21 protein-coding genes are annotated in these 25,067 nt (G+C 35.2%); 14 read left to right on the top strand and 7 right to left on the bottom strand.

Annotated elements, in window-relative coordinates; genetic code table 11:
* Positions 1-44: 44 nt before the first annotated feature.
* The 7 genes from HJ01_RS08020 to HJ01_RS07990 all read left to right on the top strand — a co-directional run bounded on the left by HJ01_RS08020 (position 45) and on the right by HJ01_RS07990 (position 7,667).
* Positions 45-926 (top strand): SDR family oxidoreductase, encoded by an 882-nt coding sequence (locus tag HJ01_RS08020; RefSeq protein WP_007137854.1) that lies wholly within the window; start codon positions 45-47, stop codon positions 924-926.
* 329 nt (positions 927-1,255) lie between these two features.
* Entirely contained in the window at positions 1,256-1,864 is a 609-nt protein-coding gene (gene udk, locus HJ01_RS08015; RefSeq protein ID WP_007137853.1) for a uridine kinase, read from the top strand.
* Between the two features lie 139 nt (positions 1,865-2,003).
* Positions 2,004-2,336, top strand: coding sequence for an FtsB family cell division protein (locus HJ01_RS08010; protein ID WP_007137852.1), 333 nt, complete (start codon positions 2,004-2,006; stop codon positions 2,334-2,336).
* Positions 2,337-2,358: 22 nt separating this feature from the next.
* On the top strand, positions 2,359-3,723 hold the full coding sequence (locus tag HJ01_RS08005) for a methylmalonyl-CoA mutase subunit beta (protein WP_040473803.1): 1,365 nt from the start codon (positions 2,359-2,361) through the stop codon (positions 3,721-3,723).
* A 48-nt stretch (positions 3,724-3,771) separates the two neighbouring features.
* Positions 3,772-5,904: a methylmalonyl-CoA mutase gene (gene scpA, locus HJ01_RS08000; protein WP_007137850.1), complete on the top strand. Its 2,133-nt coding sequence runs from the start codon at positions 3,772-3,774 to the stop codon at positions 5,902-5,904.
* Between the two features lie 349 nt (positions 5,905-6,253).
* Positions 6,254-6,790, top strand: a complete 537-nt coding sequence (locus HJ01_RS07995) for a hypothetical protein (protein ID WP_007137849.1) — start codon at positions 6,254-6,256, stop codon at positions 6,788-6,790.
* Positions 6,791-7,130: 340 nt separating this feature from the next.
* Positions 7,131-7,667: a hypothetical protein gene (locus HJ01_RS07990; RefSeq protein ID WP_007137848.1), complete on the top strand. Its 537-nt coding sequence runs from the start codon at positions 7,131-7,133 to the stop codon at positions 7,665-7,667.
* 59 nt (positions 7,668-7,726) lie between these two features.
* Here HJ01_RS07990 and HJ01_RS07985 read toward each other — a convergent pair whose 3' ends face one another.
* From HJ01_RS07985 to dapF, 5 genes are all read right to left on the bottom strand, one after another.
* Positions 7,727-8,368 carry a hypothetical protein gene (locus tag HJ01_RS07985; RefSeq protein ID WP_007137847.1) on the bottom strand — a complete coding sequence of 214 codons (642 nt, stop codon included), beginning with the start codon at positions 8,366-8,368 and terminating at the stop codon, positions 7,727-7,729.
* A 347-nt stretch (positions 8,369-8,715) separates the two neighbouring features.
* On the bottom strand, positions 8,716-9,636 hold the full coding sequence (locus tag HJ01_RS07980) for a DUF2279 domain-containing protein (RefSeq protein WP_007137846.1): 921 nt from the start codon (positions 9,634-9,636) through the stop codon (positions 8,716-8,718).
* A gap of 2 nt (positions 9,637-9,638) precedes the next feature.
* Positions 9,639-10,679, bottom strand: coding sequence for an endolytic transglycosylase MltG (gene mltG, locus HJ01_RS07975; RefSeq protein WP_007137845.1), 1,041 nt, complete (start codon positions 10,677-10,679; stop codon positions 9,639-9,641).
* A gap of 10 nt (positions 10,680-10,689) precedes the next feature.
* Complete coding sequence (locus HJ01_RS07970; protein ID WP_007137844.1) at positions 10,690-11,223, bottom strand: GNAT family N-acetyltransferase; 534 nt, start codon at positions 11,221-11,223, stop codon at positions 10,690-10,692.
* 32 nt (positions 11,224-11,255) lie between these two features.
* Positions 11,256-12,038: a diaminopimelate epimerase gene (gene dapF / locus HJ01_RS07965; protein ID WP_007137843.1), complete on the bottom strand. Its 783-nt coding sequence runs from the start codon at positions 12,036-12,038 to the stop codon at positions 11,256-11,258.
* 135 nt (positions 12,039-12,173) lie between these two features.
* On the opposite strand from dapF, the gene HJ01_RS07960 reads away from it, so the two are divergent.
* Both HJ01_RS07960 and HJ01_RS07955 read left to right on the top strand, forming a co-directional pair.
* Positions 12,174-13,574, top strand: coding sequence for a Do family serine endopeptidase (locus tag HJ01_RS07960; RefSeq protein WP_007137842.1), 1,401 nt, complete (start codon positions 12,174-12,176; stop codon positions 13,572-13,574).
* Positions 13,575-13,732: 158 nt separating this feature from the next.
* Positions 13,733-15,181 (top strand): glyceraldehyde-3-phosphate dehydrogenase, encoded by a 1,449-nt coding sequence (locus HJ01_RS07955; protein ID WP_007137840.1) that lies wholly within the window; start codon positions 13,733-13,735, stop codon positions 15,179-15,181.
* 247 nt (positions 15,182-15,428) lie between these two features.
* On the opposite strand, the gene HJ01_RS07950 is transcribed toward HJ01_RS07955, so the two are convergent.
* Positions 15,429-16,835, bottom strand: a complete 1,407-nt coding sequence (locus HJ01_RS07950) for an APC family permease (RefSeq protein WP_007137839.1) — start codon at positions 16,833-16,835, stop codon at positions 15,429-15,431.
* A gap of 421 nt (positions 16,836-17,256) precedes the next feature.
* Between HJ01_RS07950 and HJ01_RS07945 the strand changes: the two genes are divergently transcribed.
* The 3 genes from HJ01_RS07945 to HJ01_RS07935 all read left to right on the top strand — a co-directional run bounded on the left by HJ01_RS07945 (position 17,257) and on the right by HJ01_RS07935 (position 21,081).
* Positions 17,257-18,342 carry an ATP-binding protein gene (locus HJ01_RS07945; RefSeq protein WP_007137836.1) on the top strand — a complete coding sequence of 362 codons (1,086 nt, stop codon included), beginning with the start codon at positions 17,257-17,259 and terminating at the stop codon, positions 18,340-18,342.
* The gene (locus HJ01_RS07940; protein WP_007137835.1) at positions 18,335-19,012 is read left to right on the top strand and encodes a response regulator; all 678 of its coding nucleotides are present in this window, start codon (positions 18,335-18,337) and stop codon (positions 19,010-19,012) included. Before HJ01_RS07945 ends, HJ01_RS07940 begins: the two co-directional genes overlap by 8 nt.
* Before the next feature lie 98 nt (positions 19,013-19,110).
* A complete protein-coding gene (locus tag HJ01_RS07935; RefSeq protein ID WP_007137834.1) occupies positions 19,111-21,081 on the top strand; it encodes a KUP/HAK/KT family potassium transporter in 1,971 nt (656 codons plus the stop codon).
* Between the two features lie 111 nt (positions 21,082-21,192).
* Here HJ01_RS07935 and HJ01_RS07930 read toward each other — a convergent pair whose 3' ends face one another.
* Entirely contained in the window at positions 21,193-21,420 is a 228-nt protein-coding gene (locus HJ01_RS07930; RefSeq protein ID WP_007137833.1) for a CDGSH iron-sulfur domain-containing protein, read from the bottom strand.
* Positions 21,421-21,724: 304 nt separating this feature from the next.
* On the opposite strand from HJ01_RS07930, the gene HJ01_RS07925 reads away from it, so the two are divergent.
* Positions 21,725-22,270 carry a MepB family protein gene (locus HJ01_RS07925; RefSeq protein WP_007137832.1) on the top strand — a complete coding sequence of 182 codons (546 nt, stop codon included), beginning with the start codon at positions 21,725-21,727 and terminating at the stop codon, positions 22,268-22,270.
* A 320-nt stretch (positions 22,271-22,590) separates the two neighbouring features.
* Positions 22,591-25,038 (top strand): TonB-dependent receptor, encoded by a 2,448-nt coding sequence (locus HJ01_RS07920; protein ID WP_007137831.1) that lies wholly within the window; start codon positions 22,591-22,593, stop codon positions 25,036-25,038.
* The last annotated feature ends 29 nt before the right edge of the window (positions 25,039-25,067 follow it).

Here is a 25,067-nt window from a genome sequence, read left to right as displayed (position 1 = left end):
TACTATTTATTTATTATATTTACAATTCAAAAAAATAATACGATATGAATTATACAGATAAAATGTTACGTGATGACGCTTTAAAAGGCAAAGTAATAGTAGTAACTGGCGGCGGTAGCGGTTTAGGAAAAGCGATGACAAAGTACTTCTTAGAACTTGGAGCTAAAGTAGCAATAACGTCGAGAGATTTAGACAAACTAAAGAATACAGCCTCAGAACTAGAGTCTGAAACGGCTGGTACTTGTTTGCCTTTACAATGTGACGTTCGTCATTATGACCAGGTTGAAAACATGTTACAAGAAGTATTGAAAGCTTTTGGAAAGGTAGATGTTTTGCTAAACAATGCTGCTGGAAATTTCATTTCGCCAACAGAAAGGCTATCAGCCAATGCATTTGATACTGTAATTGATATTGTTTTAAAAGGAACAAAAAACTGTACATTGGCTTTTGGAAAGCACTGGATCGATTCAAAACAAACCTCTTCGACCATTTTGAATATTGTGACTACTTATGCCTGGACAGGTTCATCCTATGTAGTGCCTAGTGCCACTGCGAAAGCGGGAGTTCTAGCCATGACAAGAAGTCTAGCTGTAGAATGGGCTAAATACGGAATTCGATCTAATGCGATTGCACCCGGACCATTCCCAACTAAAGGCGCCTGGGATAGATTGTTGCCTGGTGACCTTGCAGAAAAATTTGATATGGCTAAGAAAGTACCTTTAAAACGTGTGGGAGACCACCAGGAACTGGCTAATCTAGCCGCCTATATGGTTTCTGATTTTTCTGCCTACATAAATGGTGAAGTAGTGGTAATCGACGGTGGTGAATGGCTGAAAGGAGCTGGACAATTTAATATTCTAGAAGCAATTCCCGAAGAGCTTTGGGACCAACTGGAAATGATGATTAAAGCAAAAAAGAATAAATAATTAAGATCTGAATTCTTTTTAAAAAGAGTGAGTCGTTTTTTCGGTTCACTCTTTTTTGCCTAAAATCGAATAACAAACAATGAAAATTAGCCCAAATGGAAGTGAAAAGCTTCGCGGATTGAATTATATTTTTTTCTAGGCCTGAGAGAGCGACCAAAGGAAGCTCCTTGCAGGACAATAGAAAAAACTAATTCAAGCAAGAACTTGAAACATACAGTTGGATTAGCTCCAAATTAAAACTCCCTAATTCATTAAAAGATTTAAAAAAACAAAATTCACTCCCAATAAAATCGCTATTTTTGTGCCATCAATAAATAACACCACGATTTATGCTCATTATAGGGATTGCAGGCGGAACAGGAAGCGGAAAAACAACCGTAGTTCATCAGATTATGAATGAATTACCTGAAAAGGAAGTAGGAATTATTTCTCAAGATTCCTATTACAAGGAAAACCACAACTTAAGTTTTGATGAACGGGCTCTTATCAATTTTGATCACCCTCGTGCTATTGATTTTGAATTATTAGTTGCCCATCTGAAGGAACTTAAAGCTGAAAAAACAATCCACCAACCGGTCTATTCTTTTGTAACTCACAACAGAACAGAAGATACAATTACTACCCACCCGAGAAAAGTAATGATTGTGGAAGGAATTTTAATTCTCGCTAATCCAGAACTAAGGGATTTATTTGACGTAAAAATCTATGTACATGCAGACTCTGATGAAAGATTGATACGTCGATTAAAACGAGATATTGCAGATCGAGGACGCGATATGGACGAAGTACTAAATCGCTATCAAAATACACTAAAACCAATGCATCAGCAGTTTATTGAGCCTACAAAAGCCTTTGCTGACATTATTATACCCAATGACAAATACAATACTGTAGCCATTGATGTAGTTAGAGCCGTAATAAATCAAAGAATTCTATAATTTTATTGTATTTTTAACCTAATTAAGCTCCATGACCTCTTTTTAAAAATAGGAAGAATAAGGAGCTATTTCCCGCTTTCGCCCTTATCCACGTTAAAAAACGTGGGATATCGGCTCTATCGGGGCTAAAAAAAAAAAAATGACAAATCCATATAAAGACAAACCTTGGTTTAAATTTCTGAGCAATAAATATGTGTGGGTATTGTTGTTTTTTGCGGCTTGGATGATATTTCTGGACAACTATTCTTATTTTGATCATCGTTTTTTAGACAACCAAATCAGTGAGCTCGAAGACAATAAAGAATATTACAAGGAGGAAATAAAGAAGGACGAAGAGCAAATAAAACAGCTGAAGAATCCAGAACAAATAGAAAAGTACGCTCGTGAAAAGTACTATATGAAAAAAGAAAACGAGGATATTTATATTATAGAATTAGAAGGTGACAGCATTGAAAACAGCACTAAATCTTGAATTATTAAAAACAACAATTAAAATGGCCACTAATTTATTCGAAGATTTCGATCCGGTTAGCTCCAAGCAATGGAAACAAAAAATACAATTTGAACTTAAGGGTGCGGATTACAATGAAACTTTGATTTGGAATTCCCCAGAAGACATTAAGGTAAAGCCTTTTTACCATAAGGATGAGTTTACAAAATCTTTTCCAGTTACCACAAAAGCTTCGGAATGTAAGATTTGTCAAAATATTTTTGTTTTTGATATCGAGAAATCGGTGGAAAGAGCTTTGGACACACTCTTACGTGGTGCCGAAAGTCTTCGCTTTACTATTGAGGACGAAACAATTGACGTGGTAAAACTATTGCAGAACTTACCTCTGGAAAACGTTACCATTTATTTTAACTTGAACTTTATCTCAATCGATTTCGTTAAAAAGATTGATGTTATAGTCTTACAAAAAAAGGCCCTTGCGTTTTACAACCTCGATCCAATCGGACAGTTAGCCAAAGAGGGCAACTGGTTTAAAACTGAAGATAAGAATAATTTTGACACGCTTAACTTGTTAGCAACAGCGACACCAAACAGTTCTATAATAAGTATTGATGCTGGATTATACCAAAATGCAGGAGCCAATATGGTTCAGCAAATTGCCTACGGTCTGGCACACGCCAATGAATATTTCAATAGAATTCCAATTATCAATAAACCAATTGTTTTTGAAGTTTCAGTAGGAACCAACTACTTTTTTGAAATTGCCAAATTGCGCGCATTCCGAGTACTTTTTAATTTAATAGCCAAAGAATACGGTCATACTTTAGACTGTCATCTTCTTGTTTCGCCTACAAAACGAAACAAAACGCTATACGATTACAATATAAATATGTTGCGTACTACTACTGAATGCATGTCGGGAATTATAGGAGGAGCAGATGCCATTGCTAATTTACCGTACGACTCATTATACCATAAAGACAATGAATTTGGGGACAGAATCGCCAGAAACCAATTGCTAGTTCTTAAAAACGAAAGTTATTTTGACAAGGTCAATAATCCCGCTGATGGAAGCTACTATATAGAAACGCTTACCAGCCAGCTTGCCGAAAAAGCATTGGTCTTGTTTAAAGACATCGAGGCTACCGGTGGTTTCCTAAAGCAATTGAATGAAGGAATCATCAAAAGAAAAATACAGGAAAGTGCTGACAAGGAGCAAGAGCTTTTTGATTCAGGGAAAGAAGTGTTGTTAGGAACCAATAAATATCCCAACAAAGACGACAAGATGAAACACGATTTAGAATTGTTCCCTTTTGTAAAAATAAAACCACGAAAAACCCTTATCACCCCTATTATTGAGAAACGTCTGGCCGAGAAAATTGAGCAGGAACGTCTCGATTTAGAATAAGTTTCAACCACAGTAATCAATTACAAATCTTGTAAATCAGAGTCAGAAATGATAAGAAATGACCTCAAACATATTCAACTAGAAGCTCAAAAGCCCAATACCGATACTACAAATTCATCGGCCGAAAACTACTTGACCGCCGAAGGAATCGAACTCAAAGAAACCTATTCTGAAAAAGATGTCGAGAATCTCACACATCTTGATTTTGCAGCTGGTTTTGCGCCCAATTTACGTGGCCCATACACAACCATGTATGTACGCCGTCCCTGGACGATTCGCCAATATGCTGGATTTTCAACCGCTGAAGAAAGCAATGCTTTTTACAGACGTAATCTTGCCGCGGGTCAAAAAGGCCTCTCCATAGCATTTGATTTACCCACTCACCGTGGCTACGATTCAGACCACGAACGTGTGGTAGGAGATGTGGGAAAAGCGGGCGTGGCCATAGATTCTGTAGAGGATATGAAAGTATTGTTTGATCAGATTCCATTAGACGAAATGTCGGTATCAATGACCATGAACGGCGCAGTTTTGCCTATAATGGCATTTTACATCGTGGCTGCTGAAGAGCAGGGTGTTAAACCTGAAAAGCTTTCTGGAACCATACAAAATGACATTCTTAAGGAATTCATGGTTCGTAACACTTACATCTACCCGCCTACTCCCTCGATGAAAATCATTGCAGATATATTTGAATATACGAGCAAAAAAATGCCGAAATTCAATTCCATATCGATATCAGGTTACCATATGCAGGAAGCAGGTGCAACGGCTGATATTGAATTGGCCTATACTCTTGCCGATGGATTAGAATATATCAAAACTGGTTTATCAACTGGAATGAAAATTGATGATTTTGCGCCACGTCTTTCCTTCTTCTGGGCTATAGGAATGAACCATTTTATGGAGATAGCCAAAATGCGTGCCGGTAGAATGATCTGGGCCAAATTAGTAAAACAGTTTGATCCAAAAGATGATAAATCATTAGCTTTAAGAACGCATTGCCAAACCAGCGGATGGAGTTTAACAGAGCAAGACCCATTTAATAATGTAGCTCGAACTTGTATTGAAGCAGCAGCAGCAGCATTTGGAGGAACACAATCTCTTCATACTAATGCTCTTGATGAAGCTATCGCCTTGCCTACTGACTTTTCTGCAAGAATTGCAAGGAACACACAAATATACCTGCAGGAAGAAACCAAAATTACAAAAACAGTTGATCCTTGGGCCGGAAGCTATTATGTTGAAAGTCTGACACATGAAATTGCAGAAAGCGCATGGAAGCTAATAGAAGAAGTAGAAGAACTTGGCGGAATGACAAAAGCCATTGAAGCCGGAATCCCTAAACTAAGAATTGAAGAAGCGGCCGCCAGAAAACAAGCGCGTATTGACAGCTCACAAGATATAATTGTGGGTGTCAACAAATACCGCTTGGAAAAGGAAGACCCTTTACAAATTCTGGATGTAGATAACCAGATGGTGCGCAAGCAACAACTGGAACAATTAGATCGTATCAAGGCAACTAGAAACTCTGAAAAAGTACAGGAATCACTCAAAAAACTAATCCTTTGCGCCCAAACTGGAGAAGGTAATTTATTGGAACTAGCCGTAGATGCTGCAAGAAACCGAACTACGTTAGGTGAAATTAGCGACGCCCTGGAAACTGTTTTTGGAAGGTATAAAGCACAAATTAAATCCTTTAGCGGTGTGTATAGTAAAGAAATAAAAGACGATAAAAGTTTTGAGAAAGCAAAACAGCTAGCAGATGCCTTTGCCAAGCAGGAAGGTCGTCGCCCTAGAATCATGATTGCAAAAATGGGGCAAGACGGACACGATCGCGGAGCAAAAGTAGTAGCTACCGGTTACGCTGATGTAGGCTTTGACGTGGACATTGGTCCGCTATTTCAAACTCCTGCTGAAGCTGCCAAACAAGCAGTTGAGAATGACGTTCACATTCTAGGAGTTTCCTCTTTGGCAGCAGGCCACAAAACCTTGGTTCCACAAGTGATCGAAGAACTAAAAAAATATGGAAGAGAAGACATTATGGTCGTTGTGGGCGGAGTTATCCCCTCACAAGACTATCAATATCTATTTGACGCAGGTGCAGTAGCTGTTTTTGGCCCAGGTACAAAAATCAGCGATGCTGCGATAAAGATATTAGAGATTTTGATAGGTGACTAATCTATTAATCACGCCAATTTTATAGTACAAAAAAACATCAGATGAAGATTTGGTGTTTTTTTGTGCCTTTATTTTATTAGTTTAAAGTAATAAAACCTTCCTACTAAATTAACGATACATTGACACAGTTATTTTAACAAAAATAACATAAATCATTAACAATCAGCAATTAAAAAAATTTTTAACTTTATATCTATAAGTAACGACACCTATGTAAAGTCCCAAATCTTAACTGTTGTTTTTATTAAAGACCTGTAGATTAAATAATAATAATAATAAGGGGAAGTAGACAAAATGCCTTAACTATTTAAATCTTCAGTAAATTATTAATCAATTAAATTCAACTATTATGAAATATTATGTAATTTTTTTGTTGGCCCTAGGGCTGACAAATATATCCTATTCGCAAGATATAAAGGATAGTGATTCGAAAAATGGGAATATTAGTATGGAAAACTTACCAGCTGTGGTCATCAAAAGTGCTGGAACAGACTTTTCAGTCTACTTGCCTGACAGAAATGCAGACCCAAAAATAAGAAAACTCGAAGATAGTTTCATAGCCTATGATCTCGGAAAAAACTACGAGGGATTTGAAACTTATTTAGTATTTATGGAAATAAAAGGTGGCTCTCTTGCAGCTACATATAACGAAAACGGAAAATTACTTTCTGTTGTGGAAAACTACAAGAATGTAAAGCTCCCTGGTGATGTCGTTTACTCCATTTATAAAAAATTTCCTGGTTGGGAAATCGTAAATGACAAGTACTTATATTCCCAAAAAGAAGGGGATATTTTAAAAAAACAATATAATCTGAAAATTAAAAAAGGTAAAGAAACCAAAAAATTGACAGTTCATCCAGACGGTGCAATTATTGCTGGGTTATAATTAAAAACAACTGAAAACAATACTCAATTAGCTGTCCAATAAAATGGGCAGCTTTTTTTATTAAATCTATTTAAAAAAAAATATTTTCTGAATAAAAAATAACTTTAAAACGCATGTGTTATTAACATAATATTATTAAAAAATTAACATTTAACATCTGCTAAAAAAACTAACTTTACTAGAGAGCATGTATTTTTAAACTATCGACCGAAAAAAAATAACGATACTAATTATCTACAAAACACTGATTAACAAATCATTAATTAAATCAACAAACTATCAAATTTCATTATTAGCTTATATTTTTTAAAAACTAAATATTAATTAAAAACTAAATATTATGAAATCATTTATTATTGCTTTATTGTTATTGGGGTTAACCACTACATCATATTCTCAAGATAAAACGAAGAAGGATATGGAAGAGGGGATCATTAAAATGGAAGAATTACCGGCAGTTGTTATTAAACGCGTCGGAACTGACTTTTCAGTTTATCTCCCAGACAACCATCCTGATCAAGACGTCAGAAGAATGGAAGAAAAATTCATAGCGTACGACATTGGGAAAGATTACGAGGGTTATGAGAACTATTTATTGCTAATGGAAACAAAAAATGGTTCTTTGTCCGCAACCTACAATGAGAATGGAAAACTGATTCGCGTTGTGGAAAACTATAAAGATGTTAGATTACCCAACGAGGTTATTTATTCCATCTACAGAACATATCCTGACTGGACTATTGTAAACGACGAATACCTATATAGCCAAGAGGAAGGGGATGTCCTAAAAAAACAGTATAATCTCAAAATTAAAAAAGGCAAACAAACCCTTAAATTGACCGTGCGTTCCAATGGGGATATATTAAAAGTAAGATAAGAAAAAAGGCATTCAAACAATATATGTTTGAATGCCTTTTTATTGTAAAATATTACAACTTAATTCACGTTTGCAACCGCATTTACATTTGCGACTATAAGGGAAGTATCGTAACCTCCAAACGCCTTCATATAACTTCGGATTGAAGCACCATAAGCATCTTTAATAAATACCTTACCATTGTGCTTAAAATACCTTTTTACAGATCCTGCCCCACCAAGGTGCGCTGCAGCCAAAATTCCAGATTCAGTCACTAAAATACCATTAACGACCGTTCCATCGTATTTCTTGATTACATCCTGTAAAATAGATTTATTCTTTGACAAAAGCGCTACAAAAGCTCTTTCTTGCATCTTTGGGCTTCGCAAGAATAATGAACTGTCATATATTCCAACTGATCTCAAGGTTTCAGTACCAAACTGGTATTTACCCATATAACCTAGAGAATTAATTTTTTTGTATTTCCCTTCAGATTCTTTGAAACCAAGTGCTTCTTTAAAACCAATAAATAAATTTCCAGTAAAAGGGATATTCAAATTGGTGTAATCTTCTTGTTCTTGGGATGGATATAAATATCGATTTCCATCCGGGTTTTTTATTAGAAACCATTGATTCGCATCTATTTTAAGCGGTTTAAACCCTGCACTTAAAAAGGCTATAATAATAGCTAAACTTGTATAAAAATACCATTTCCTTACCATAAATTGTTTTTCTTCAAAACGCTGTCCCGTTAAGAAATTTCTGCGTGCAAAGATACAATAAATTTTACAAAGCTGAAAACCAAGCTGTTAAACTTGTCTAAAAATACAAACTGTGGGCCCTAAATCCCTCTCTCAGTGAGTATTCAATCGTTGGCGCTAGGGTTTTTATAGTATTGAAAACAGAAAAAAAACTCTTCAAAAAATCTAATTTTGTGTCTATTTTCGTCAGCTGAAGGTGAGAACTCAGATCAAAACAATCAGAATAATGCGTTTTATCATCGCATTATAAAGTACAATATTGCAAAAGTCTAAATGTGACTTTTTAAGCTATAATCGGTAGGATTTGATTAAAAGTAGATAAAGTGTAATTTAAATTGGTTATACTGTCTGATTTCCAACGTGGGAGCCGGTATTTTTAGGGTATTCAGCACAGAAAACACAGTTTTTAATAAATGTGAATTGGTTTTTATCTTAGTTAAATCCGCATCAAAACTGAAATAGAGCTGCCTCGCTCTAGCGTTATTTGGCAGCAGTAATAAGTTAATATTTTCAGCGTTTCCACTGATCATTCCTTCAGCACCATAACCAACTGCTAAATTCAGCCATTTGGGTATTTTTGAATCTTTGAGGAAGGAGTGTAGATTAACGGAAAGCCAATAAGTTTGGCCATTGTAATCTTTCAATAGCTGCTCCGTAAAGGAACGCCCTAAAACGTTGGGTCTGTATTTTGCATACTGAGTAGTATGAAATGAAAATTTTGGAATGATGCGCTGCTCGTCCCACAACAGCTCTTGCGACACGTATAAGGCCGTGCCTGATGCGTTCGCAATTATATCACCTGTCGAAGCACCCCATTCTGAAGAAAAACCATCTAGGACCTCCACAGCGGTCAGAAACGCAAACCCCAAACCTGAACCGTAAATTAATTGATCTTTTTTAGTGGCTCCGCTCCATTCCAGCATTTCAGAACCCAGCCTACCCATTTGATAAGACGAATAAAAATGCCCCACTTTGTCCATTTGCATCCACTCTGAATTATCATTTATAAAATGAAAATTAGATTTTGGATAATCGGCATACCAGAGCTGGTTTAAACCCACTAGAGTCACTGAAGCCAATACTGCTTCAGTGATCAACACCGTGTTTTTCCTTTTTACATTTAAGGTATCAGCAGGATTCAGGAAAGCCTCTAAAGTAGACTGCCCGGCAGCAGCTTGGATTCCTAACAATACAAAAAGTAAATAAAACCTGCTTTTTTTATTTATCAAAACTATCTTTTTACTCCTTGGCTGTTGATCCAATCCGAGTATTTTTTGGCGTTTTTGTTATGCTCTGAAAGAGTCGCGGCAAATTCATGGTAACCAAATCGCTCAACACTGGCACAGAAATAAATAAAATCATTATTTTCTGGTGTCAATACTGCTTCAAGAGCTGTTATGTCAGGCATTGCAATTGGTCCGGGAGGAAGCCCTGTATTCATATAAGTATTGTATGGCGAAGACATTGTCAGGTCATTATAAAACACTCTTTTAATTAGCTGCTCAAAATCATTTGATTTCTTTTTGATGGCAAATATCACCGTAGGATCAGCTTGAAGTGGCATTCCTAATTTCAACCTATTCAGATACACTCCTGCAATACGTGGTCTTTCGTCTTTTTTAACTGATTCTTTATGAACAATTGAAGCCAAAATAGTTGCTTCTATGGGTGTTAAATTTTGTGCCGCAGCTTTGGCTACTCGTTCCTTATTCCAGAACTTACGGTATTCCTTGATCATTTTATCACGGAATTTCTCAGCGGTAGTATTCCAATAGATCTCATAGGTATTGGGAATAAATACAGCCAAAACATTATCTTCATTAAAACCGTTTTCCTTCAAAAAAATTGAATCTTTAAACGACGTTAATAATGATACACTATCCGCTTCAATTTGCGACCCCACACGTCCAGCCAAGTTTTCTACTCTTTCTTGGTTATTAAAAGCTAGCTTCACCGGAACATTTCTTCTCAAAGTTTTTACCAATTCATAACTGTTCATTCCCTTAGCGAATAAATAACGTCCTGGACTTAGGTTTTCGGGGTAGCTCATTTTATTCGCTACCATTTCGAAACGATCAATATTCCCTACGTAAGGAGCTATTATCTTTTTGACTTCATCATAGTTTGCATCTGTTGGAATATGTACATAAATTTCTTTTTCAGAAAATTTTGTGTTATCCGCAAAAATTTGCCCTATCAAAATAAAGCCGTAAACAACCAAAGTAGATATCAATACGATCGATACGATCGAAATAATTTTTTTTAAATTCAAAACTAAAATATTAAAATTGTTGATTAATTAATTGGAAAATAGCCTCATCCTTATAGACGCCATTTACAAGATTCCAATCTTTTTTTACACCGATACATTGAAAGCCAAATTTAGTAAAAAGAGCTTTACTCGCCTCATTTTCGGTGCCAATATTTGCATACAACTGATGCAGGTTTAAATGATAGAAAGAATACTGGATTAACAATCCTAAGGCTTCTGAACCGATATTTTGGTTTCGGTTATCTTTACCTTGAATTACAATACCAACACCTGCTCTATTATTCTTTGGATCAAAATCAAACAAATCTACTAAACCTAGAGCGGGAAAGTCCCGGTCTTGGCAAATTGCCAATCGCAGTTGTTTGGCTTCATATATATCCTGATGTGCATTCTCTAGGTATTGTTTCACTAAAAACCGACTATACGGCGTTTGGGTATTACTTACTTCCCAAACAGCCTCTTCGTTTTCTATTGCATAAATAAACTCCAAATCATTGGGTTCAAGTGCGCGAATGTATATGTTGTCTCCTTTTAGGGTAATCATAAGGGTTTTGTGTACTAGTTTTTAGCTACTCTTTAAATCGTAATAGATCCTTTAAAAACAAATTTGGCTGGACCTATCAGGAATACATTAGTATATTGATCGTCATTTTTATCAAATGAAACTGCTAATTTTCCGCCTTCAACATTTACATCGATTGCCGTGGCCTGAGTAAGTCCAGTTGCATTCATAGCAATAGCTACAGCTGTCGCTCCAGTTCCACAAGCCAAAGTTTCGTCCTCAACTCCCCTTTCATAGGTACGAAGAGAAAAAGTACTGTCGTCTACTTGCTTTACGAAGTTGATATTACTACCCTCTTTCCCATACAAGCCTCCATAACGAATAGCTGCTCCATTTTCCTTTACGTTAAAATGTTCCAAATCATCTACTAGTTCAACATGATGGGGAGATCCTGTATTTAGGAAAGTATAATTCAAGTCCATTTTTATATTTGCAACGTCAATCATTTGTAGCGATACAATGCCGTCTTCGGTAATCGTTGCATGGTGTAATCCGTCAATCGCATTAAAGGTACAGTTGTTTTCAATAACGTGAAGTTTTTTGGCGAAGGCCACTAAACATCTTCCACCATTACCGCACATAGTACTTTGGTTTCCGTCTGAATTGTAGTATACCATTTTAAAATCTGTGTCAGCGTCATTTTCCAATAAAATCAAACCGTCACCCCCTATCCCGAAACGTCTGTCACATAAATGGGCAATCAATTCAATGTTTTCTTTTGGAAAAGTATCCCTACGATTATCAATCATCACAAAATCATTTCCAGTTCCTTGGTATTTATAAAATTCTATTTGCATGTCTTTTTATTGTGTTCCACAAAAGTACGAACTATTAATGAAATGTTAATCATTGTTAAAGAGCGTTAAACCGTTTTTTAACACCCTTTTTTACCCTTATTTTTACTCCTCAAATAACGTAAAACAAACTATAATATGAAACGATTTTCACAGCTTTTTTTAGTGGCTTTATTAAGCGGAGCCACAACATTGGGGGCTTACAAATTATTGTTTGACAGCAATGGGGTTTTTTCGTCTAATAAAAGCCCAATAACAACACTTGCCACTGAGTCTTACAATAAAAAAGTAGGCTTATCACCGGAAGTGGTCGATTTTACCGAAGCAGCCGAGAAGACTGTCCATTCTGTGGTTCACGTAAAAAACGTATCTTATAAAACGGTCACTAACCCCATGCTTGAATATTATTACGGCTACAAAGGAGGACAAACCCAAGAACAAGTAGGAACAGGATCAGGGGTGATTATTTCTGAAGATGGTTATATTGTAACTAACAACCATGTTGTCAAAGGGGCTTCGGAAATTGAAATCACTTTAAACAACAAAAAATCGTATAAGGCAAAACTAATTGGAACCGATTCTAAAATGGATATCGCATTGTTGAAAATTGATGCTGACGAAAAGCTTCCCTACACCACATTTGGGAATTCAGACTCGGTAAAAGTAGGAGAATGGGTTTTAGCAGTTGGGAATCCGTATAACCTTACCTCAACAGTTACAGCTGGAATAATTTCGGCAAAAGCCAGAAATCTAGATGCCAGCGGCATACAATCATTTATACAAACAGATGCGGCGGTAAATCCAGGTAATAGTGGAGGCGCTTTAGTCAACACCCGAGGTGATTTAGTAGGTATTAATACTATGATTTCCTCAATGACAGGTTCGTATGTGGGCTATTCATTTGCTGTACCTTCAAACATTGCGCGAAAAATTATCGAAGACATTATGGAATATGGTAACGTTCAAAGAGGAATCCTCGGTGTCGAAGGTGGTGAACTCAACGCAACGGCCTCCAGAGAATTAGGAATTGAACAAACAGAAGGTTTTTATATCAGTTCCGTTTCTAAAAATTCTGGCGCCGAGAGATCAGGACTTAAAAAAGGAGACATAATCGTCAAACTTGATAATCAAAGTATTGCGACTTTTGCAGATCTTTCTGGATATATCAATACAAAAAGGCCAAACGATAAAGTGCAAGTCACTTTTGTAAGAGATGGCAATAATAGAACCGTTCCTGTGGTGTTGAGCAAAAATGAATTTTTTAGTACTGAATTTAAAGGAATTGAATTAGAGAATATTGACGCCGCCGACAAAAAGAAGTTTAATCTTGACTACGGGGTAAAAATAAAATCAATCTCCAATGAAAATTTGGCGCAGTATCGCGACGAGCTAAAAGGGAATATCATATTGAGTATTGACAATGTAAAAGCAAAAGATATCGAATCGGTTTCTAAACTTTTAAATAAAAAAGACGAACGTCAAAGCGTCCGTCTTGAAATGATCAATAAAAACGGAGAAGTATTCAGAATTATCATCTGATAACCCCCTGCTTTAAAAACTCAAAGCCGACTTGCAAAAACAAGTCGGCTTTTTTTATTTGAAAAAAAACCACAAAATACTTTACGAAATCGATTGAAATGGGTATTTTTGCGCCAAATTTAAAAAAATAACTACTCAATTTTTCCAAATTTTCACCTATGAATAATACAACTTTGTACCAAAAAGAAGTTTCATTTCAAGTCGACAGACGACGTTCAGGAGTCGAATTAATTAAAATCATCAGTGATTTATGGTATGACAAATCCATAGAAATGGTTTTGTTTAAAAATCAACTACTGGATAAAAACGTAAACGACATTATCAACTTGCATCAATATGCGGGTGAATTTGTGGGCAAACCAATTAATGTGTTTTCTTCGGTAGAAATTGCCAAAGTAATTTTAACATTGGATTTACCGCCTTCAAAATTGGATATTGGTAAATTGACTTACGAATACCTTTTGGAAGAAGACAAATACGAAGATGCAAGACATTTTGTATTGGACAAATTGAAAGATGCTAAATCTTCTGAAGAGATTCAGCCTAAAGATGTGGTTTTATACGGATTTGGTAGAATTGGTCGTTTATTAGCCCGAGAACTGATGTCCAAAACTGGAAAAGGAAACCAATTGCGATTGAGAGCCATTGTTACCAGAGATAAAAATGACGCTTCAACACTTGAGAAAAGAGCTTCATTATTACGTTATGACTCTATTCATGGTGATTTTCAAGGTTCAGTTACTGCAGACCCGGAAAACAATGCATTGATAATCAACGGTACCACCGTTCATGTCATCACGGCAAACGCACCAGAAGATATTGACTATACTGCTTACGATATTGACAATGCTTTAATTATAGATAATACAGGAGCTTTTACTACTAAAGAAGCTTTAAGCAGACATTTAGTTTCAAAAGGAGCCCACAAAGTACTATTGACTGCTCCAGGAAAAGGAGTGCCAAATATCGTTCATGGGGTAAACCAAAACGAATATAATCCTGACGAAACAGATATTTTCTCTGCAGCTTCTTGTACAACTAACGCCATTACTCCGATACTAAAAGCAGTTGAGGATACTTTGGGCGTAGTAAAAGGACATCTGGAAACCATTCACTCGTACACTAATGACCAAAACTTGGTCGACAACATGCACAAAAAATACCGTCGTGGTAGAGCGGCAGCTTTAAATATGGTAATTACCGAAACTGGTGCAGGAACAGCAGTTGCAAAAGCATTACCATCACTAGAAGGTAAATTAACGTCGAATGCAATACGTGTTCCCGTTCCAAATGGTTCTTTGGTTGTGCTAAATTTAGAAGTATCCAAAGAAACTTCGATTGACGAGATAAATGCTATCATGAAAAAATATGCCCTTGAAGGCGAATTGGTGGAGCAAATTAAATATTCAATGAATAACGAATTGGTTTCTTCTGATATCGTGGGTACTTCGGCGCCATCGATTTATGACAGCAATGCCACCATCGTATCTAATGACGGAAAAAATATCGTCTTATACATCTGGTATGATAATGAATACGGTTATAGCCACCAGGTAATTCGACTGGCAAAATACATTGCTAAAGTAAGACGTTTCACGTACTACTAGCATACAAATTACAGGTTGGAGATTGCTTTTGCAGATTTTTAGTTTTTAGTTTTTAGTTCAAGTTTTAGATTTAAAGTTTACAGCGATCCAGCCTGTATCTAATAGAAAATCCGTCCCGTTATTGAAACGAGACGGATTTTTTTATGTTTAATTTTAAAGAGGAGAAGAGAACATAGAGAATAGAGTAAAGATGTAAATCCATCACTAACTTCTACTTGTTCTATATTCTATTCTCTATCTTCTTAGTTTATTCTTTATTTCTTGTCAAATAATAAACTGGCACTCCTAGTAGCATGATTAAGACACCCCAGCCGCTTGTACTTGTTTTAGTCAAAAACAAAGCGATACAAATGGCGCTGGCCACAACAATATAAAGACCAGGCAAAAATGGGTAACCAAAAGCCTTGTATGGTCTTTCAGCATCAGGCATTTTTCTTCGAAGGATGAATATCCCCAAAATGGTAAGAATATAAAATATCATTACGATGATCACCACAAAATCAAGTAAATCACCATACTTCCCTGTCAAACACAAAGCCGAAGCCCAGAAGCATTGTGCCCATAATGCCCAAGCTGGAACACTCGCTTTGTTTAATTCAGCAGCTTTCTTGAAGAAAACCCCGTCTTTTGCCATAGTATAATACACCCTAGCCCCCGCCATAATCAAGCCGTTGTTACAGGCAAAAGTCGAAATCATAATCATCACAGCGATAATTACGGTCCCTATAGAACCAAAAATGTTTTGTGAAGCGACTACACCCACACGATCAGATGGAGCGGTAGCAATATCCTGCAAAGGCACAACAGCGAGATACATCAGATTTGCCAATACATAAATACAGCATACAATTAAAGTTCCCAGAAACAGACTCAATCCTACATTTCGTTTTGGGTTTTTAATTTCGCCTGCTATAAAAGTCACACCCTCCCAAGCCACACTCGAGAAAATCGACCCCACCAATGCAGCCGAAATTGCCGATATCAAAACCGTTCCGCTAATAGGCATCCAGTTTCCTGTAGCCACATCGAGCGATTGTGATCCCCAGGCGTTAGCCCAGTTGGCATCCCAAACTTCAGCTTTAGCAGCCATAAAGCCAAAAACAATCAGTCCTGCCAATGATAAAATTTTGATTACTGTTAAAACCGTTTGCAAAATCTTGGAGTTTTTCACCCCGCGACTGTTTACATAACTCAATAAAACTATAGTAAAAATAGAAACAAGTTGTGCAGCATTCAATTTAAAATCACCTAACTCGTATAGAATATTAGTGTCACTAACGGGCGGAAATAGATAGGCAGTAAATTTGGCAAAAGCCACACCTACGGCAGCAATTGTACCGGTTTGTATCACCGCAAAGAAACTCCAGCCGTATAAAAACCCAATCAACTTTCCGTATGCCTCCTTAATATATACATATTGACCACCAGCTTTGGGAAACATAGCACTCAGCTCGCCATAACTCACTGCGGCAATCACAGTAATCACGCCGGTAAGAACCCACATAGCAATTAGCCATCCGGCAGAACCCAGCTGACGCACCATATCTGAACTCACTATAAATATCCCAGAACCTATCATAGACCCCACGACAAGCATGGTACCGTCTAATAAGCCTAGCTCTCTTTTAAAATCGTCTTGATTGTCTTCTTGCATCTTTAAATTTGGTTTTTTGTTTTTTTGGTTTGGCTAAAGATATACTTTTTTTGTAAATCGACTAAGGCATATGGAAAGTTCCTGTTATTCTTTTGGGCGTGCCCATGTTGCAGAGCGATTCCACACATCTAAAAAATCTCTAGCCAGCAACAAGGTCAGGCTATCCGCTACAATCTCCCTGAAAAACGGGAGGATTTCCGCTGCTATCCTTCACGCAACATAAATCAACTAATAGTTCTAATTCATACCATTAAAAGACTTGCATGCCAAAACACAACCTGAAATACAAAGGAAATAAACAACATAGATGTAGAAAAACTAAATTTAAATATAAACCAAAGCTATTAATTCCAACTAAAAAAAACACTTTATACATTATTTATAGAATTGAATTACTTTTGCTCTAATTAAAAGTAACATTATGTTAAAAATAGTGAAAGCACAAAAATATTCAATAGGTATGCAATCTACCATTAGCATCTCATTAGTATTGAGTATTTCAATTATCTGTTTTTTTTCCTTAAAATATATCGATTATAGAATAACCGCATTAATTCTGCTTATGACAGTTTCTATTATTGCAATGCTTTTTGAAATTATACCAGTAGTAGTCACCGCTGTTTTAAGTGGTTTAATTTTAAATTTCTTCTTTATACTACCTCTTTACACTTTTCATATTACAAATACCGAAGACATACTACTGTTTTTAATGTATTTTATTATTGCCTTAGTAAATGCCGTTTTAACCTTTAAAATTCGAGAGGCCGAAAATAAAGCCCGTGATAAAGAAGAAAAAGAAAAAACAATAAAGCTATACAATACCTTACTTAATTCATTATCTCATGAATTGCGAACTCCAATTGCTACAATCATTGGAGCAATTGACATACTTAAAGAAAACAAAAACAAACTCTCAGAAATAAATCAAAATGTACTGTTAGACGAAATTGATACAGCTACTATTCGACTCAATAGACAAGTAGAAAACTTATTAAACATGAGTCGACTTGAAACTGGAATGCTAAAACTAAAACTAGACTGGTGTGATAGTAACGAACTTATTTATGGGGTAATTCAAAAAATTGCAACACTAAAAAACAATCATACCATTTCTTTTATTTCAAATGAAAATCTACCCTTATTCAAATTAGACGCTGGATTAATTGAAGAAATCATTCAAAATTTAATAACTAATGCTTTACAATATACCCCTGAAAATTCAATTATAAAGATTGAAGCTTCACACCAAAATGATAGTTGTGTTATTTCAGTTTCCGATAACGGAAATGGCTTCCCTGAAAGTCAAATTCAATTTGTTTTTGATAAATTCTATCGATTACCAAGTACAAAAACAGGTGGAAGTGGCCTTGGATTATCTATTGTAAAGGGTTTTGTTGAGGCACATAATGGTCTTATAAAACTAGAAAACAACCTGAATTCTGGTGCAAAGTTCACAGTAATTATTCCAACTGAAACCTCTTATTTAAACAACCTCAAAAATGAATAAAGCCGAAATATTAGTTATTGATGATGAAGCTCCAATAAGAAAACTGTTAGAAATAACATTAGAGAGTAACGACTATAAAGTTTGGCTTGCCGAAACAGGGAAAGAAGGAATACTTATGGCTGTAAACCATCCGCCAGAATTAATTCTACTGGATATTGGTTTGCCAGATAAAAGCGGACACGAGATCCTTAAAGAATTGCGCACTTGGTACAACAAAGCAATTATAATACTCTCTGTCCTAGATAGCGAAGAAGATATTGTAAAAGCACTTGACAACGGCGCAACTGATTATTTGACTAAACCTTTTAGAAGTGCAGAACTTTTGGCACGCATTCGTTCTGTCATTCGTAGAAATCAATTACAAAATGATTGTAGTATTCTTACATGTGGTGATTTACAAATTAATTTTGGAGCTCGAATCATAAAACAAAATGATGCTATATTAAAACTGACTTCAACTGAGTTTAACTTATTATCACTTTTTATGAAAAATGAAGGTCGGGTATTAACACATCAATACGTTCTGAAAGAAATTTGGGGAGTTGCCTATCAAACAGAAACTCAATACTTAAGAGTTTTTGTCGCCACCTTGCGCAAAAAAATAGAAGAAAACCCAAATCAACCCAAACACATCATTACTGAAAGTGGTGTGGGATATCGTTTTATTTAATCTTTATAAAATCTTTATATCTAGCCATTATATCTTTATATTCTGCAAATACCATTTTATAGAACTTTGTATCATTAGAATTTTAAACCAATTATACAATGAATACAACAAAAAATGGTGTCGCAAATAAAGTAACTATTGCATCACTTTTAGTCGCACTTGGTATTATTTATGGAGATATAGGAACAAGTCCGCTCTATGTTTTCAAAGCAATTATAGGAACTAGAGATATTAACTTAATGCTGGTTTATGGTGGTGTTTCTTGTGTTTTTTGGACTTTAGTTTTTCAAACTACAATCAAATATATTTGGCTCACACTTCGAGCAGACAATCATGGTGAAGGAGGGATTTTCTCTCTTTATGCTTTAGTTAGACGCTATGGCAAAAAATTAGTTATTCCAACAATACTTGGTGCTACAACCCTACTTGCAGACGGAATTATAACACCCCCAATTTCTGTTTCCTCAGCAATTGAAGGTTTAAGTATGGTTAAAGGATTAGAAAACATTATTATTCCTGGTAATTATTTAACAATTGGAATTGTCGTCGCTATTTTATCCCTATTGTTTTTCTTTCAGCGATTTGGAACCCAAGTTATAGGTAAAGCATTTGGTCCCATTATGACTATTTGGTTTTCAATGTTGTTGATTTTTGGAATGAAAGAAATTATGCAACACACTGATATATTACACGCATTAAACCCCTATTATGCTTATGATTTATTAGCAAATTATCCTAAAGGTTTCTGGTTATTAGGAGCTGTTTTTCTTTGTACAACAGGTGCTGAAGCTTTATATTCTGATTTAGGACATTGTGGTATTAAAAACATTCGTATTACTTGGGTTTATGTAAAAATAAGTTTGGTAGTTGCCTATTTAGGCCAAGCAGCTTGGCTCATGCACCAGGGAGAAACATTATTAAATGGTAGAAATCCATTTTTTGAAATTATCCCAACTTGGTTTTTACTGCCCAGTATCATAATTTCAACTTGTGCCACGATTATTGCCTCTCAAGCTTTAATAAGCGGAAGTTTTACTTTAATAAGTGAAGCGATGAACCTGAACTTTTGGCCACGTATAACGGTCAGACAACCTAGTGACAGCAAAGGACAGATATACATCCCAAGTATCAATACTATACTCTGGTTTGGTTGTGTTTTAATGATGGTTTACTTCAAAGAAAGCGCCCACATGGAAGCAGCTTATGGTTTCTCGATTACCATTACAATGATGATGACATCCTTATTACTAAGCTATTTTATCTATTACAGATTAAAATGGAAAAAAATATACGTGATCTTATTTTTGATAATTTTTGGAACTATTGAAATATCCTTTTTCATAGCAAATGTGGCAAAAATCAAAGAACGTTGGATGTTTTTATTCTTCGAATTGTTCCTATTTATGGTAATGTACATTTGGTATTATGCCAGAAAAATCAATAATCGTTTTACTAAATTTGAAGAATTAGGCAAATACAGTTCTCAACTTACAGAATTAAGTCAAGACGACGCTATTCCAAAATTTGCAACGCATTTAATTTATTTAACTAAATCAAATAGAAGACATGAAATAGAAGACAAAATAATCAAATCTATTTTTGCAAAGAAACCAAAACGTGCTGACGTCTACTGGTTTTTACACATTAATCGAACCGAAGATCCATTTACATTATCGTATGATGTTTCGGAATTAGTAGATGATAAAGTAATAAAAGTAAATATCAATGTTGGTTTTAGAATACAGCCAAAAACAGAACTTTATTTCAAAAATATAGTAACCGAATTAGTAAACAATAAAGAACTTAATTTACACATTCGACCTGATGGATCAAGTAAATACAACAATGAGCCTGATTTTAAATTTATTGTAATTGAGAAATTTTTATCCATCGAAAATGAATTTGCATTACGAGATGGACTTTTACTAAATGGTTATTTCTTTTTGAAACGTTTAGGAGTAAGTGATGAAAAAGCATTTGGATTAGAGAAATCTGATATTGAAGTAGAGCAAATCCCCTTAGTCTATCATCCTATAACCAATATAAAATTAGACCGAGAAAACAGATAAATTCAAATTGAGTTATTGGTAAAAAATTAGTAGGCCTTTATCATCAAACAAAAAGCTGCATTTTCATAAAATGCAGCTTTTTGTTTAAGCGTAAGTAGTAAATGAAAAATCTTATTTTGTTTTCACTGGTGGCAAATCAAATGCAGCCGATTCGTGTTCAAAATTATTCCGATGTGATCCGTCACAAAAAGGTTTATTAGAGGATAACCCACAACGGCATAGTCCTAAGGCTGTTCGACCTTCTAATCCGTATACTTTACCATCACAGTCTATAATTTCAAAATCACCTTCTATTTTTATAGATCCGTTGCGATTAATTATTAGTTTTGTCTTGCTCATAATGCTATTTTTTTTTGAGTCCAAAGATTGCAAAATAAAATCCGACAGTTTACGATGATCCGTATTTTTATCCTTTAAAATCCTAATTTACATTTATTCTATATTATTGAAATCCCAATTTCATGGTTATGATATTTAAATTGTGTTTTTGATTTCACTTATCTCTATGAATTGAGCGAATTGATTATATTGAAACGAAAAACAAATCCTAATTTAGTTCTGAATCTCTAGAGAGCAAAAAAAAAGCCATGGCCGCTAGTGGCATGACGCGACTAAAAACAAAACTAAGGTTAAAAAAGACAGTATGATAGATAATGAAAATACATTAAAAATAATCAACTCATTTCATAGCGACTTGAAAATCGCCAAAGAACGGGTCTATAACAAATGTGATTTTGACATAACCAATCCATCCATTAATACTGAAAGTGTTGAATATGGAGCCTGCATATTTCAACTTGACAGAAAGAAAATCATACATAGGACTGCTAAAATTACGCCTACAAAATCAGGGCAGTTTGTGACGATTTGGAAAAGAAATCAGGACGGTATAACAGAACCTTATAACATTCAAGACGATTTTGACTTTATTATTATCACAGTAAAAAGTGGGGAGAATTTTGGACAATTCATATTTCCTAAAGCTGTACTTGCTGATAAAGGGATAATTAGTACGGAAAACAAAACCGGAAAACGTGGAATCAGGGTTTATCCTCCCTGGGATGTAGTGGTTAGTCAGCAGGCGTTGAAAACTCAAAATTGGCAAACAGACTACTTCTTGAAAATTAGCAAAAATTCCTCAACAGACCTTTTACGTGCTAAAAATTTATTGATGAATCTGCAATGTTAAATTTTCATTTAAAAGAAAAACAATACCATTAGTTTATAAATGCGCAGCAACAACTAAATGAAAACCTCCTCTTAAATGTAATTATAGTGATTTCCCTGAAACAATACAATAGATCAAGGTCTCCTAGTTGCTTCAAAGCACACAGCCATTTCTAATAAAACACAACTAATTAGACACTTACAACCTTAAAATACCTGGTAAAATTTAGACTACAAATAGCGACAAATATTCGCTTCCTAATTATTTTGTAAATTGACATATCATTATTTGTATTTAGTCTAAATAAGATTTAGTTTTGCTGAAATAAAAACTAATACCTAATGAAATTATTTTACATTTTAATTCTGGCTTGTTACTCTACAATACTACACAGTCAAGAAATGGCTTCCATATCTGGACAAATCACCGATAAACAACAGCAATCAGTGTACAATGTCAACGTATATATTAAAGAACTGAAAAAGGGAATCTATACTGACAAAGACGGAAACTATAAATTCTCGCAAATCTCATCTGCAGATTATACAATTATTATCTCAGCCATTGGCTTTGAATCACAAATAAGAGCAATCCATTTAAGTTCAAATCAAGCCATCCGTTTAGATATTGTTTTGCAGGAGAAAGTTAACCAATTACAAAGTGTAGAAATAATTGGACGAAAAGAAAAATCCTATAAAAACACACGCTCGTTTATAGGGTCAAAAACCGAAATGGCTCTTAAAGATGTGCCACAGGCTGTTTCATACGCCACGAAAGAACTAATATTAGACCAAGGCGTAACACGTATTGGAGATATCGTAAAAAACTTTAGTGGCGTCAACCAAAACACCTTTTATGATGACATAATTATTCGTGGCTTTAGAATTAACGGTAGCAGCAACACGCAATTGTTAAATGGCATGCGCACCTCTACAGGATTTTGGAAACAACCACTTGTAAATTATTTGGAACGTGTAGAGGTACTTAAAGGTCCTGCCTCAGCACTTGCGGGAAACGCATCACCTGGTGGAGTAGTAAATCGTGTCACTAAAAAACCACTGGATATAAAAAGAAATTCTATGAGTTTTTCTACAGGCAGTAATAATACGGTAAGAGCTTTAGGAGATTTTACGGGACCATTAAACGACGAAAAGTCTTTATTATACCGAATAAATATTGGTTACGAAGATGCGGGTAGTTTTCGGGATTTACAATTTGACAAAAACATAGTTATTGCTCCTTCAATCTCTTTCCTACCTTCTGATAAGACTCAACTTAATTTTGACTTAATTTATAATAGTTCAAAAAGCAGATTAGATCGTGGACAATCAGTATTTAAAGGTGACTTATATTCGGCTCCAATCTCATTATCGCTGAGTTCAGCCAATGATTATTTGAATGAGGAAACCTATGTTATGACTATGGCATTAAATCATCAGTTTAGCGATAATTTTTCGTTCTCATCTTCTTATATTCGGACAGGCTACGATGAAGATCTTTTAGAACACCGCAGCGCTAATGCTTATGCAGTTAATGCTAGCGGGGAAGATATTTCAGATAAAGTAGCCATGCAAGTTTTTCAACGCAAACGTAAACGGTATATAGACAACCTATCTTCATTTTTAAATTATAAAACTAATACAGGTGCTCTAAATCACAACATAATCCTTGGTTACGATTATGCACAACAAGAAATGCCTCCAGGAGGTTCTCAATTGCAAGCTTCAGGATACCTAAATGCAGATGGAACAAACGCTTTAAACATAAATAGTGCGGAACAGTTCCTGAAGGATAAAGACAAATACATGCTCGATAAAAATGGTAATCCTGTACCTAATATCCCCCATTTTGACTTAACGGACCGAGTAGGATCACAACAGTTAAAAAACATGAATAAGTATATTTATAAAATACGGGAATTTGGCCCTGACTTTTATAACTCACATGGAATCTATGTACAAGATAATATTAGCTGGAAAAAATTCAAAGCACTACTAGGTTTACGCTATGATAATTATACTGATAAAATAAACTACAAACAAACAGATGAATCTAATGTAAAGCAACATGCTTATTTACCTCGAATAGGTATTACTTACACAGCAACTAAAAATATAAATCTTTATGGAACCTACTTACAAGGCTATGAACCACAGATGGCATCAAATATGGATTCAACACTAGGTGGACCATTTGATCCTCTTGAAAGTAATATGATTGAATTTGGAAGCAAAACAACTTGGTTTGACGGAAAATTATCTGGAACCATAGCGCTCTATAAAATTCAACAAAAAAACAGTCTGTATCAGAAGCCTAACTCTGATGACTTGCAGCAAATTGGTAAAGAAGAATCAAAAGGTATAGAACTAGATTTAAGTGGGCGTATTCTTGACAATTGGAATGTCACTGCATCTTATGCCTATAATAATTCTAATATAACTGAAGACGAAAATGGGAATAGCAGTAATCTGCAAAAGCCCAATACTCCGAAACACCAAGGAAACATTTGGACCCGCTACAACATCACAAATGGTGTATTTGCCAATTTTGGCTTGGGAATGGGCACTAATTTTTTAACTGAAAGAATTTTGCAACAAAATAGCGATCAAACTATTCCACGATATACTTTACTGGACGCCGCACTTTATTATAAGATAAACAACTTTACCTTACAATTAAACATAAATAATATTTCTAACAAGGAACATTGGGTAGGTGGTTACGATTATATCCGTCTTTTTCCAGGCACACCTAGAAATTGGTTATTAACAATGGGATATGCTTTCTAATTCCTTTACCGTATATCGCAAGGACTAAC

The sequence above is a fragment of the Flavobacterium frigoris PS1 genome (genome assembly GCF_000252125.1).
Classification (GTDB): domain Bacteria; phylum Bacteroidota; class Bacteroidia; order Flavobacteriales; family Flavobacteriaceae; genus Flavobacterium; species Flavobacterium frigoris_A.
This window is presented reverse-complemented; position numbering and strand designations above follow the sequence as displayed.